The organism is Flavobacterium psychrolimnae, assembly GCF_003312425.1.
Classification (GTDB): Bacteria; Bacteroidota; Bacteroidia; order Flavobacteriales; family Flavobacteriaceae; genus Flavobacterium; species Flavobacterium psychrolimnae.
Map to the genome: position 1 here is coordinate 182,788 of NZ_QNUX01000005.1, position 13,285 is coordinate 196,072.

General features: G+C 34.0%; 10 protein-coding genes. 4 read left to right on the forward strand and 6 right to left on the reverse strand.

Features of this window, described 5'->3' with window-relative positions:
• Positions 1 to 38: 38 nt before the first annotated feature.
• Complete coding sequence (gene pta / locus DR980_RS07320; protein WP_113634572.1) at positions 39 to 2,132, reverse strand: phosphate acetyltransferase; 2,094 nt, start codon at positions 2,130 to 2,132, stop codon at positions 39 to 41.
• A 54-nt stretch (positions 2,133 to 2,186) separates the two neighbouring features.
• Positions 2,187 to 3,257, reverse strand: a complete 1,071-nt coding sequence (gene corA / locus DR980_RS07325; RefSeq protein WP_113634573.1) for a magnesium/cobalt transporter CorA — start codon at positions 3,255 to 3,257, stop codon at positions 2,187 to 2,189.
• A 342-nt stretch (positions 3,258 to 3,599) separates the two neighbouring features.
• On the opposite strand from corA, the gene DR980_RS07330 reads away from it, so the two are divergent.
• Positions 3,600 to 6,161 (forward strand): zinc-dependent metalloprotease, encoded by a 2,562-nt coding sequence (locus tag DR980_RS07330; protein WP_208630796.1) that lies wholly within the window; start codon positions 3,600 to 3,602, stop codon positions 6,159 to 6,161.
• Between the two features lie 347 nt (positions 6,162 to 6,508).
• On the opposite strand, the gene DR980_RS07335 is transcribed toward DR980_RS07330, so the two are convergent.
• Positions 6,509 to 7,234, reverse strand: coding sequence for a bacteriorhodopsin-like (locus tag DR980_RS07335; protein ID WP_113634574.1), 726 nt, complete (start codon positions 7,232 to 7,234; stop codon positions 6,509 to 6,511).
• 112 nt (positions 7,235 to 7,346) lie between these two features.
• Here DR980_RS07335 and DR980_RS07340 point away from each other — a divergent pair, with 112 nt between their 5' ends.
• Positions 7,347 to 8,243, forward strand: a complete 897-nt coding sequence (locus tag DR980_RS07340; RefSeq protein WP_113634575.1) for a Brp/Blh family beta-carotene 15,15'-dioxygenase — start codon at positions 7,347 to 7,349, stop codon at positions 8,241 to 8,243.
• Between the two features lie 89 nt (positions 8,244 to 8,332).
• Here the strand turns inward: DR980_RS07340 and dnaK are convergent, their stop codons facing one another.
• The 3 genes from dnaK to DR980_RS07355 form a co-directional block, all read right to left on the reverse strand.
• On the reverse strand, positions 8,333 to 10,219 hold the full coding sequence (gene dnaK, locus DR980_RS07345; RefSeq protein WP_091170992.1) for a molecular chaperone DnaK: 1,887 nt from the start codon (positions 10,217 to 10,219) through the stop codon (positions 8,333 to 8,335).
• Positions 10,220 to 10,495: 276 nt separating this feature from the next.
• The gene (locus tag DR980_RS07350) at positions 10,496 to 11,143 is read right to left on the reverse strand and encodes a nucleotidyl transferase AbiEii/AbiGii toxin family protein (RefSeq protein WP_113634576.1); all 648 of its coding nucleotides are present in this window, start codon (positions 11,141 to 11,143) and stop codon (positions 10,496 to 10,498) included.
• 15 nt (positions 11,144 to 11,158) lie between these two features.
• A complete protein-coding gene (locus DR980_RS07355; protein WP_208630797.1) occupies positions 11,159 to 11,617 on the reverse strand; it encodes a helix-turn-helix transcriptional regulator in 459 nt (152 codons plus the stop codon).
• 271 nt (positions 11,618 to 11,888) lie between these two features.
• On the opposite strand from DR980_RS07355, the gene DR980_RS07360 reads away from it, so the two are divergent.
• A complete protein-coding gene (locus DR980_RS07360) occupies positions 11,889 to 12,635 on the forward strand; it encodes a hypothetical protein (protein WP_113634578.1) in 747 nt (248 codons plus the stop codon).
• Between the two features lie 156 nt (positions 12,636 to 12,791).
• On the forward strand, positions 12,792 to 13,214 hold the full coding sequence (locus DR980_RS07365) for a putative quinol monooxygenase (RefSeq protein WP_113634579.1): 423 nt from the start codon (positions 12,792 to 12,794) through the stop codon (positions 13,212 to 13,214).
• Positions 13,215 to 13,285 lie beyond the last annotated feature (71 nt).

Here is a 13,285-nt window from a genome sequence, read left to right on the forward strand (position 1 = left end):
TTTAAATCTTTACATATTTCAATCTTTAATTTAAAAAGCTACAATCCTTGCGCCTGAATCGCCGTAATCACGACTGTATTTATAATATCATCTACGGTACAACCGCGGCTTAAATCATTAACCGGCTTATTCAAACCTTGTAACATCGGACCAATGGCTAAGGCTCCTGTTTCTCTTTGAACCGCTTTATAGGTGTTATTTCCTGTATTTAAATCCGGGAAAATTAGAACACTGGCTTGTCCTGCGACTTCTGAATTTGGCATTTTACTTTTTCCAACGGCCATATCAACGGCTGCATCGTATTGAATTGGACCTTCGATTTTTAAATCGGGACGTTTTTTTCTCACTATTTCAGTTGCAGTTCGTACTTTATCCACTTCATCTCCTTTTCCTGAAGAACCCGAAGAATAAGAAAGCATTGCGATTTTTGGTTCAATTCCAAAAGCCAAACTGGAATCCGCAGATGAAATGGCAATTTCTGCCAATTGTTCTGCAGTAGGATTTGGATTAATGGCGCAATCTCCAAAAACCGAAACCCTGTCTTCTAAACACATGAAAAATATTGAGGAAACCACTGATGAATTGGGTTTTGTTTTAATGAATTGCAACGCCGGTAAAATGGTATGTTGCGTAGTGTGAGCCGCTCCGGAAACCATTCCGTCAGCGTGGCCTTTATACACCATCATCGTTCCAAAATACGAAACATCTTCCATCAAATCTTTCGCCATTCCTAAGGTTACATTTTTAGCTTTTCGCAACTCATAATAGGTGTTTACGTAGTCGTCATAATGCTCGGATTCTATCGGATTAATGATTTGTACTTTGGAAAAATCAAAAAACAAGCCTAATTCAGCAACTTTACTTTCTATTTGTTTCTTGTTGCCAATGATAGAAATATCCACCACATCCATTTCTAATAAACGGGATGCCGCCATAATAATTCTGTCGTCATTCCCTTCCGGCAGGACAATGTGTTTCCTGTGTTGTCTGGCTCTTTTTACCAAATTATATTGGAACATTTTTGGGGTCATACCCTCCGCTTCAAAAGTAATCAGCTTTTCAGCCAAGTTGTCTAAGTCTACATATTTTTCGAAAGTAGTAATCGAAATTTCAATCTTCTGCTTGTTATTTGCATAAATTTTAGATTTAATCGATCCTATTTTATTGGTGATAAAATAAGTCCCTTCTTCAACGGCAATAATTGGAACAATCGTTGAAAGTCCTTCAATCAATTTCAAAATACTAATCTCCGGCAAGATATTCCCTGTCAAAACAATCCCAGAAATTGTTGGATAATTCACGGATTCATTAGCCTGTAAGGCTCCTAAAATAATATCGGCTCTGTCTCCGGGAGTAATCACCAGGCTATTCTCTTTCAAATGCAACAAATAATTACACAATTGCATGGCGCCAACACTAAAATTCCCGGTTTGGTTGTTTAAGTGTGCCGAGCCAAATAAAACTTTAGCATCCAACTCGTTTACGATTTCCTGTACCGTCGGATTATTCAAATTATGGATTAATGGAATCGTGTTCACCATCACGCTCTGAGGCAAACTTTTTCGTAAACCATTAGTCACTATTTCTATATTTTCATGCTGTACTTTATTTGCAATTACAGCCAAAACCTCCACATCCTTCACCTTGAAAGAATCATAGGCAAGATACAAACTATCCAATAATTCTTCCAGTGTTTTGCCTACTCCGGAACCAACAATAATCGTTGGGATTCCAAGGTTTTTAGCAATCAGAACATTCATGTCTAATTCTATCACCGTTCCCTCCCCACTGAAACCAGTTCCTTCGACCAAGACAAAATCAAAACGCTCTTCTAATTTCTTATATTTTTCAATAATCAAATCGAGAACCTCCCCTATTTTTCCCTTGTTCTTCTTCTTTATTAATTTACTTTTTGTAATGGCGTAAGCATCTTCAAATTGAATATCCAAACCAAAGTGACCAATCACGGTTTCAATATGATTGTCAAATCCACCTTCTTCAAAATCTTCGACAATGGGCCTAAAATAACCTACTTTGGCCATTTTGCCAATAAGCATACTCATCAATCCCAACGTAATAATCGACTTTCCACTATTTTGCTCGCTTGTTGCAATGTATATGGCCTTGTTCATCTTTTTATTTTTAAATTTAATTCCAAATCAATTGAATGAATTCCTTTTTAGTTTCTAAAACCAACGGCGTTTTTTAAAATAAATAATCATTCCAATCACTATCAAAAACATGGCACCAATAACGGTATGATAGCCATAATGTCGCTTGAGTTCCGGCATATATTCAAAATTCATTCCGTAAATCCCAACAATAAAAGTAAGCGGAATAAATATCGCCGATACAATCGTCAGCGTTTTCATAATTTCATTCATCTTATGCGTTTGTGCCGAAAAAAAGAAATTTGAAGCACTTTCTAAAGAACCCATATCAGAATCAATTTGTTCTAAAAGTTCTAAACTTTTTTGATGCAATCGCGCAAAGAAACTAAAACTATCTGCTTCCATCGCATTAAATATCGTATCGTCTTTTATGCTTTTAATATCATACAAAGAATCTCGTAATGGAATAATGGAACGTTTTAAGAAATTTAAATTATCACGGTGTTTCTCAATTTTTTCTAAAATCACGGGATCCACACTTTGCTTCGTAAGATTGATCAATTCCTCTACTTTGTCTTCTTCGTTTTCTAAAGTGATGTAGAAATTTTCCATAATGGCATCCAAAAGAATATACAGCAAATAATCTGCTTTTTTAATTCTAACGATCCCTGAATGAGTCCGAATACGTTCTCGAATATGAGTAAAAAAATCACTTCTTTTTTCCTGAAAAGAAATTAAAACCCCATCTTTCAACAAAAAACTAATTTGTTCTACACTAATATTATCCGAATGCTCCGTAGGCAAGAGTGACTTGATGTTGAAAAATAAAAAATCATGAGACTCTTCCAGTTTAGTTCTTCGGGTGGTATTCAAAATATCGGCCAACATGAAATTATCGATTTTAAAATAATCACCAATTGATTTTAACCAATCAACATTATTCAAGCCGTGTATATTAATCCAATTTGTTTTCTGTTTGTCAATAAGTTTGTCTAAATCTGAAACCTTAAAATCCTCATATTCGGTTAGATTCAAATCATCGTAAACAAACAACTGCAGTTCTGAATCCTTGCTTTTGTGAATCCCGGTATATTCTAAATTATAGGGTTGCATTTTCCTTCCTTTCTTGTACTTGATTTTTCTCATCCTAACTGATTTATGAAGTAATATTACGAAAAACTTTTACAAATAAATCGTTTTTCAGCACTTTTGACATTCCATGAAATGAAAAAATATTGCTTTATTTACTCCTTAAAAAATGCAAAGGTAACACGAAATAGTAATTCCTTTCATGAGAAAAATCATATTGCCCCAATGAGAAATAAATACTCAACGAATGTTAATTTTTGTTAATTATTTAAAAATGTATTTCTAAGTACTCTATTTTTCAAAATATATCAATAGATTTGAAGATTGATGGTAAATAAATAGAAGATTCTCCTATTTATTTGCTAAAAACTAATTATTAACCATTATATGTTGTACTACATGTTAAAAAAAAAACTAACCCTAATTATTGTATTTCTGTTAATTTTTTCGGCTCCGGAGACATTTGCCCAGAGCAGAAAGAAAAGAAAAGCAGATAAAAATGCTGTTGCCAAAGTAGAGACCAAGGCAAATGATGCTAAAAAAGAACCTAAACCGTACAAGAAAGTAATTGATTCAACTGCAGTTACTCAAAGAGGATTAATCGACGTCCATAAAATAGACAACAAATACCTTTTTGAAATTCCGGATTCTATTTTAGGAAGTGAAATGATGACCATAACCCGATATTCTAAAACTCCGGCCGGAGGAGGAATTTTTGGTGGAGAAGAAATCAACAGACAAGTCGTTCGTTGGGAAAAAGGTTTGAATAATAATATCTTATTGAGATCTATTACCTACGTTATTATGTCTCCGGATGAAGACAAACCAATGGCTCAAGCGGTTAAAAATTCAACTTCAGATCCAATTATTGGAAATTATGATGTTCTGGCGTACAAAAAAGATGATGCTGGAAAAATCACAGGTTATGTAGTTGATTTATCCACTACTTTCGATGCTGATGTTCAAACTTTTTCTTTGGATCCAATTAAAAAACAACTGTTAAACATTCAGACGTTTCAAAAAGACAGATCTTTTATCTCAAAAGTAAGTAGTTTTCCAATAAACACTGAAATTAGAAGTGTAAAAACCTTTACGACAACACCACCAAAAATCAATACTTCACCTACACCAAAAATTGGAGTTGATTTGCCTTCGGCTTTAGATGCAGGGGTAATCACAGTGGAAATGAATACTTCTATGATTTTATTGCCAAAAAATCCGATGCGCAAAAGAGAATTTGATGCGCGTGTAGGATATTTTGCAAACCAATATGGTGTATTTGAAGAGGAATCTCAAAAATCAGATACCAAAGTATTTGCAGTAAGATGGCGTTTAGAACCTAAATCTCCAGAAGACGCGCAAAAACAAAAAAAGGGTGAATTGATTGAGCCTTTGAAACCAATTGTATACTACATTGACCCGGCAACTCCGGAAAAATGGAAAAAATTCATCAAACAAGGTATTGACGATTGGCAAATTGCTTTTGAAGCAGCGGGTTGGAAAAATGCAATTCGTGGAGAATATTGGCCCGAAAATGATCCAACAATGAGTTTGGAAGATGCTCGTTTTTCTGTTTTAAGATACTTCGCAGCTGAGATTCAAAATGCATACGGTCCTAATATTCACGATCCCAGAAGTGGTGAAATATTAGAAAGCCACATTGGTTGGTATCACAATATCATGAGTCTTTTAAGAAACTGGTATTTGATTCAAACTGCAGCGGTTGATCCAGCGGCAAGATCTAAAAAGTTTGATGACAAATTAATGGGAGAATTAATTCGTTTTGTTTCTTCTCATGAAGTTGGACACACGTTAGGATTGCGTCACAACATGGGTGCAAGTTCTGCCACTCCGGTTGAAAAACTGAGAGATAAGGATTACCAAGAGAAAAACGGACATACTTCGTCTATAATGGATTATGCGCGTTTCAACTACGTTGCACAACCAGAAGATGGTGTTACGGCTTTGTTTCCAAGAATTGGAGATTATGACAAGTGGGCTATCAAATGGGGATATTCTTATTTTGAAGACACTAAAAATGAAGCACAGGAAAAAGCTTTGTTGAATGAAATGACTAAGGAAGCATATAAAAACAATCGTTTGTGGTTTGGTTCTGAAACAAGTCCTTATGACCCAAGATACCAAACGGAAGATATTGGTGATAATGCAATGAGAGCTTCTGAATACGGAATTAAAAACCTGAAAAGAATACTTCCTAATTTATTAGAATGGACTAAAGAAGATGGTCAAAGTTATACTGAATTAGACGAGCTTTACAGCGCGCTTACAGGACAATTCAGAAGATATATGGGACACGTAACTAAAAACGTGGGTGGAATTTATGATTCTCCAAAAACCTATGACATGGCTGGAAATCAATTTCAAGTGGTACCAAAAGGTATCCAAAAAGATGCTGTAGCGTTCTTGAATACACAATTATTCACTACACCAAAATGGTTGTTAGATCAAAACGTACTTTCAAAAATAAACCCGGAAAGTGGTGTTGAAGCTATCAAAGGAATGCAGGATGCAACGTTGTCAAGTCTTATGGCAGGTGACAGAATGGTTCGCCTTTTAGAAACCTCAACTGTTAGTAAAGACAATTATTCTGTAGACGAATTAATGACTGATTTGAACAAAGGAATTTTCTCTGAATTGAAAAGCAATAGTTCAATTGATATGTACCGCAGAAACGTTCAAAAATTGTATGTAGACAAATTGATTGAATTGCTTAAACCAGGCACTGCAACTGTAAGATCTGTTCCTGTTGGAGTTACGTATGGTTTCAATACAAGAAGAGTAAACTTAGCACAAACTGATTTACCTTCTATTGCAAGAGGCCAATTGAATGCATTAAAAAACGATTTAAAAATGTCTTCCGCCAGGATGTCAGACCGAATGAGTAAATATCATGTACTCGATTTGATATCTAGAATTGGTGAAGCTTTAGATCCAAAATAGTAAATTAAAAAGGGAAAATGTTCAAAAAACATTTTCCCTTTTTTTTGCGCTTTAATGAATGTTGGTTTATCATATGATTATGTGAAATGTACAAATGCAATTCATGGTTATTATGAAGTTTTTAAACACGCATTGAACAAACTAACAATGTAGATGTGCACGTTGTAGATACGCACTGCAGTGCGTATCTAAGTAAATAATAATAATAATAATAATAATTGAATAAAATTACCCGACTTGTTTCAAAAACAGGTCGGGTATTTTATTTCATTAAATGACACAAAAAAACCGGTCTATCGCTAGTCCGGTTTTCCAATCAAAATATTAAAAAAAAATAAAAAAAGGAATTAATCTTTTTGAGATTTTACTGCTAAACTGTAGATTACTAATCCAAAACCAATTTTGTTAATCGCGTCAGCAATGTTGTACGCCACGTCAATATTACCTGCAGGAATAAATCCGTTGTACCATCCTGATGTTCCCATCATATATCCTAATGGATAAATTGACCATCCAACAAGGACGAACCAACATAAAATTTTGTGTGCTTTTTGAATTTCTCCACCAGCTGCTGCTGCAAGTTTTGAAGCTTCTCCCAGCCAAATCTCGTAAACAATAGCAAAGTAAGCAACTCCGGAAATGAATCCCCACAGCGCAGCGCTATCTGTAAATACTACTTCTCCGAAGTAACCTGTAACTAACATTATTATCGAATAAATAATCATTTTCCAAAGCAACGATTGCTTTGCTCCTGCTACTTTAAGTATCAGATAAAACTCTAAACACATCAACGGCACTGTAAGTACCCAGTCTACATAACGAAAGAATGTAGGCGACTCACCAAATGATGCCCAATAATCTCTCATGTAGAAATAATGTACTGCAGCTATAAAGGTAATTAAACCCGAAACAAGAACTGAAGTACGCCACTTTTTGTCAAACTGGCTCAAGGATAAAAAGAAAAATGCTGAAGCGGCCATCATAGCCATACAGCCTACAAAGAAAGTAAACCCTACGTAATCCGTTGGGGATAATTTTCCGACTAATCCTGAAATAAACATAAAATTTGTCATAAATAAATAATTTAAATGGTTTTTTGTTTAATCAAATGTAGTAAAAGTTAAACAATAAAAAATCATTTTTGTTTAATATTTTTTGACTAATTTTAAACAATAATTAAAATTCATGAAAAATTATTCAAATATTGTAATAGTAGCAAGCTTTTTCGGACTTTGGATGGATTCTTTTCTATCGACAAAAATCCAAATAATGTTGGGTTTCTTCTTGATTTTCACTTTTGGAATACTGCATGGTGCCAACGATTTGCTTTTAATTCATAATATTAAAACCGTAAAACAATCCAATTCCTGGTTTAAAATACTCGGTTATTATGTGGTAGTGGTTTTAACAGGTGCTTTGTTGTTTTATACAATTCCTCAAGTGGCGTTACTATTATTCATACTTGTAAGCGCCTATCATTTTGGCGAACAGCAATGGCAAGATGTATTGGAAGCTTTACCGAAATGGTTCCAAATGGCATTTCAATTTTTATACGGATTTATTATCTTACAGTTACTATTTGTTTTTCACTCCGGTGAAGTACAAAGTATTATTGTAAACATCGCCAATATTAATATTCCAAGTCAATACTTTGTGTTGCTTTTGCAAATTTCATCAATTGCTTTTATTGGCTTAAGTACCTATTTGTATTGGAAATCAGAAAAAATTAGAAAAAAACTACTTTTAGAATTCTTTTATTTGATTCTCTTTGCAATCCTTTTCAAGTCATCGAGTCTGATTTGGGGATTTGCTATTTATTTTGTTTTATGGCACAGTATTCCTTCGATAATTGACCAGATTAAATTTCTAAATGGTTCCTTTTCATTAAAATATTTTGTTGATTATTGTAAAGCGGCAGGGATTTATTGGTTGATATCTATAGTAGGAATTACATTGATCTATTATATGTGTAAAGAGAAACAACTTTTTAATGCTTTGTTTTTCTCCTTTTTGGCCGCCATAACTTTTCCTCATGCGTTAGTGATTACTAATATGTTTGGCACAAAACAGACTAAAAAATAGAAACACATAAAAAAAACCGTTCACCAATGGCGAACGGTTTTCTAAATTAACAATAAAGACGGACAACAGTCCGTCTCTACGGGAAATTATTATTTTACTTCTTCGAATTCAACGTCTTCAACATTGTCTCCTTGAGCAGCATCCCCTTGAGGTTGTGCTTCACCTTGACCTTGTTCTCCTTGAGCATACATCGCTTCAGTTGCTTTTTTCCAAGCAGCGTTGATGTTGTCAAGAGCAGTTTGAATTGCAGGAATGTCTTGAGATTGGTGCGCCATTCTCAATTCAGTTAATGCATATTCTACAGCAACTTTGTTTTCATCAGATAATTTAGAACCTAATTCTTTCAATTGAGTTTCAGTTTGGAAGATCATTCCATCAGCTTCGTTCAATTTTTCTGCTCTTTCTCTTAAAAGTTTGTCAGAATCAGCATTAGCTTCTGCATCTTTTTTCATTCTTTCGATTTCTTCAGCTGTTAATCCAGAAGAAGCTTCGATACGAATATCGTGAGATTTTCCAGTTCCTTTATCAGTTGCAGAAACTTTGATGATACCATTAGCATCAATATCAAAAGTTACTTCAATTTGTGGAACACCTCTTGGAGCTGGTGGAATACCATCTAAATGGAAACGACCGATAGTTTTGTTGTCAACTGCCATAGCTCTGTCTCCTTGTAAAACGTGGATTTCAACTGTTGGTTGAGAATCTGCAGCTGTAGAGAAAACTTGAGATTTTTTAGTTGGAATAGTTGTGTTAGACTCAATTAATTTAGTCAAAACACCACCCATAGTTTCGATACCTAAAGATAAAGGTGTAACGTCAAGTAACAATACATCTTTTACATCTCCAGAAAGAACTCCACCTTGAATAGCTGCTCCAATTGCAACAACCTCATCAGGGTTAACTCCTTTAGATGCTTTTTTACCAAAGAATTTTTCAACTTCTTCAGCAATTCTTGGCATACGAGTAGAACCTCCAACCAAGATAACTTCGTCAATATCAGAAACAGTTAAACCTGCATCTTTCAACGCTTTAGCAACTGGTGCCATAGAACGTTTTACTAATGAATCAGTTAATTTTTCAAATTGAGCTCTAGTTAATTTTTTAACTAAGTGTTTTGGTCCTGAAGCCGTAGCAGTTACGTATGGCAAGTTGATTTCAGTTTCAGCAGAAGAAGACAATTCAATTTTTGCTTTCTCAGCAGCTTCTTTCAAACGTTGCAATGACATTGGATCAAGACGTAAGTCAATACCTTCTTCAGCTTTAAATTCGTCAGCTAACCAGTCAATAATTTCGTGGTCAAAATCATCTCCACCTAAGTGAGTATCTCCGTTTGTAGACAATACTTCAAAAACTCCGTCTCCTAATTCAAGAACAGAAATATCAAATGTACCTCCACCTAAATCGTAAACAGCAATTTTTTGATCTTTACCTTTTTTATCTAAACCGTAAGCAAGTGCAGCTGCAGTTGGTTCGTTGATAATACGCATTACTTTAAGACCTGCAATTTCACCCGCTTCTTTCGTAGCTTGACGTTGTGCATCATTAAAGTAAGCTGGAACAGTAATAACTGCTTCAGTAACAGTTTGACCTAAATAGTCTTCAGCTGTTTTTTTCATTTTTTGAAGTGTCATAGCTGACAATTCCTGAGCAGTGTATAAACGACCATCAATATCCACACGTGGAGTATTGTTGTCCCCTTTTACTACTGAATAAGAAACTCTTTTTGCTTCAGCTGTAATTTCTGAAAAAGAGTGACCCATAAAACGTTTGATAGAAGCAATAGTCTTAGTTGGATTAGTTACCGCTTGTCTTTTAGCAGGATCTCCTACTTTAATCTCTCCACCTTCAACAAAAGCGATGATAGATGGTGTTGTTCTTTTTCCTTCTGCATTAGGAATAACAACTGCTTCATTACCTTCCATTACAGAAACACAAGAGTTGGTCGTACCTAAATCAATTCCGATTATTTTACCCATTTTTAATATATTTAATTTTATTGTATACTTGTTTTAATGACTCGAAGTCGATAAGTCAATCTTTGTGCCAATACAAAATGGCCTATTAAATTGTCAGTTTATGTTAAAATTGGCGGAAAAAAATCTGACAAGATGACATTTTAGAGGGTTTGTCATTCTGGCGGAAGTCGAAATATGGAGCTACTTCCTGCTCTCCGCTGTATCCACGCCCAAAAGCGTGGGATGCCGCTGCGATCCGGGCTAGGGCATTTGAGATTTCAATGCAATCTTTTGGAATTAGGAATTTCCATCGATACTTTGATGAAAATCTAATTTGATTAGCTCCCAAGATTTATCCAATAAACACATCGGGTCAAAATCTAAATCAGCTGATTCAAAATTTACAAATTGACTTTTAATATTGATACAATCAGTATAAGGATAACGTTTTTCATAGAACGAAATCATTTCATCAATAGGAACCTTATCAAGATAATAATGCAAATCCCAAAAATCTTTTTTTCGGCCACCTCTTAGAACAACATCTAATTTCATGGCTATAATTTCATTTTCAGAAGCCATACGTATGCAATCATTTTCTATCTCATCGAAAATAAAATCATCTGTGTAATACAAGTCTACTTTAATTAATTCGCTTTCAGAATATCCTATTTCAAAATAGGTCCCAAACGAAACATTATCAAGATTCCTAGAAAGACAAAAAGGATATTTATTTTCCAGAAAACTTCTAATTTCTTTAAAATCAATCGAACCATAATCCGCAGCTGTAAACAAATCAATATCAACCGATATTCTATGACCAATTTGCAAGCTTAAAGCAGTTCCTCCAACCAATCTAAAGGGCGAAAATAATGGTTCAATCATCAAATCGATAAGAATCTCTTTGAGCAATGGCGAAACGGTATTCCAGTGCAATTTTTCCATTCTTCTATTTTTCTATTACAATTGATGTTTTAATAATTTAACCTTATCAACCACTTCTTTTCCATAAAAACGGATAATCTCCTCCTGCTCTATTTCAGTTCCTCGAGAAAAAATACGTTTAATAACAGCTACCTTATTTTGTTTCCAATCAATTTTATCAAAACTAGTATCCCAAAACGTAACTTTTCTTAATTTGGAAAGATCGGGTTTATAAATACTGTCTTTCTTTGCTTCCTTTATGTCATAAAAAACCTGTAACGTCATCAGGAAACCTTCCTCTAATTCCAGTTGTTCTTCTATCTTGAGAGACAAAGCAACATTCATCCGCCTGCTGCCCTTAATGATGGCGCTCAAAGTTTGAGCATGTTCACCAATAGAAAGCGCAAATTGCCTTTGATTGAGGTTCCTTTTTTTCAATTCCCGCTCAACAAACTTACCGGGATGAATTCCTTTTATGATGTCAATTGTTTTCATAATACAAATATAAACAAAATTGTTTACATTTTTTAAGTTTGAAATTTAGAGGAAAATAATTGTACTCGTCGCTGAGGATTCTGATTGCTCAATTAAATTTATTCCATTCTATAACTTTCTAAATTACAATACAAATAATTCGTAATAAATTAATTACATTAGCGGAACGATAAAATGCTATTTGTAGCGCAAAGCAACCTGATTTTGGGTGGATATGCGCTAGTTTGTAGCGGGTATATACAAGTTGTGCAACAGTTTAGAAAACACATATATGAGAAAAATAACAATTGTTCTATTACTTTTTATTTCAAGCAAGACTTTATCGCAGAATAACGATACAATTAACCTTTCCAAAATTAAATTTTGTGAATTAACAATTAATGATTTAAAGAGTGAAGATGCCGAATTAAAAGAAGTAAGTCTTGAAGAAATGGACTTATGTTCTGATGGTTTTGTTCAAGATGGTAGATTTGAAAATAGAATTGGATATGAAAGTAAATTGTATCCTGGTGTGATTTTTCAAAAATATCAATCCGACAATAATATTATTGCAAAAATCCACTTAACAAGAGTATTTAAAGGATTTCTTCCCGACGGAAATTATGTTGAAATAAAAACTTTAAAAGCGGAAGATATTATAAAAAAATATAACTCATTAAACTCATGGACTTCTAGAGGTTGTTCTGATTATTATGGAATAAAAAAAGATGATCAAATTTATTTCTATGTAAAAATCTACAAAGACAAAAAACCTCAATATACTGTTGACGAAAAATATTATACCGGACAGTTTATACAGGGAATAGACATTGTTTCTAATTGTTATTCTTACTACGAAAAGACAAAAATTAATCCACTTTATATTGTCGACGGAAAAGAGACAACTGAAGAAATAATCAGAAATTTAAAACCCGCAGATGTGGACTCTATAACTGTTTTGAAAGATAGAAATGCAATCGATAAATATGGCGAAAAAGGTAAAGGTGGTGTAATTGAAATTTACCTTAAGAAGAAATAAAACCGTTGCATAACAGCTGTTTTGATATAGCTGGAGTTTAGTGGAATTACTGGTTCGCATCAAGTTTTCGTTAAGCCGAAAATTGAGCGGTTACTAACTTCCAGCCATCTCAAAGTGGCATAACGTCAGCGACAAGCAACAAAAAAACCGAACATCATGAGACATTTACAAATCTTAGGAACACTTTTACTGATTATTTTAATTTGCACTTCCTGTGCACAAATGCAAATTATGAAAACTGGAAATAAATCTGAAGACATGATGATTAGAATCTCCGAAATTCAAGTCGCTCCTGAACATTTAAGTGAATATATTTCAATCTTGAAAGAAGAAGCTGAAGCATCGGTTAGATTTGAATCTGGTGTAATTTCAATATATCCAATGTTTCAAAAAGAAAATCTAACTGAAATTAGAATTCTGGAAATCTATGCAGACAAGAAAGCTTATGAATCGCATTTACAAACGCCACATTTCAAACATTACAAAACATCAACATTGAAAATGGTAAAGTCATTGAAATTGATAGATATGAATGCTATTGACAAAGAAACAATGCAACTGATATTTAAAAAACTATAGTAAATGACTGCTACTACAACGGATTTAGGCAATAGGCTTAATGGGAAGTTGGTTATGTATTTGGGAGAATT

Coding starts and splice junctions, on each gene's coding strand:
- pta (WP_113634572.1), bottom strand. CDS start 2,132: ATGAACAAGGCCATATACATTGCAACAAGCGAGCAAAATAGTGGAAAG.
- corA (WP_113634573.1), bottom strand. CDS start 3,257: ATGAGAAAAATCAAGTACAAGAAAGGAAGGAAAATGCAACCCTATAAT.
- DR980_RS07330 (WP_208630796.1), top strand. CDS start 3,600: ATGTTAAAAAAAAAACTAACCCTAATTATTGTATTTCTGTTAATTTTT.
- DR980_RS07335 (WP_113634574.1), bottom strand. CDS start 7,234: ATGACAAATTTTATGTTTATTTCAGGATTAGTCGGAAAATTATCCCCA.
- DR980_RS07340 (WP_113634575.1), top strand. CDS start 7,347: ATGAAAAATTATTCAAATATTGTAATAGTAGCAAGCTTTTTCGGACTT.
- dnaK (WP_091170992.1), bottom strand. CDS start 10,219: ATGGGTAAAATAATCGGAATTGATTTAGGTACGACCAACTCTTGTGTT.
- DR980_RS07350 (WP_113634576.1), bottom strand. CDS start 11,143: ATGGAAAAATTGCACTGGAATACCGTTTCGCCATTGCTCAAAGAGATT.
- DR980_RS07355 (WP_208630797.1), bottom strand. CDS start 11,617: ATGAAAACAATTGACATCATAAAAGGAATTCATCCCGGTAAGTTTGTT.
- DR980_RS07360 (WP_113634578.1), top strand. CDS start 11,889: ATGAGAAAAATAACAATTGTTCTATTACTTTTTATTTCAAGCAAGACT.
- DR980_RS07365 (WP_113634579.1), top strand. CDS start 12,792: ATGAGACATTTACAAATCTTAGGAACACTTTTACTGATTATTTTAATT.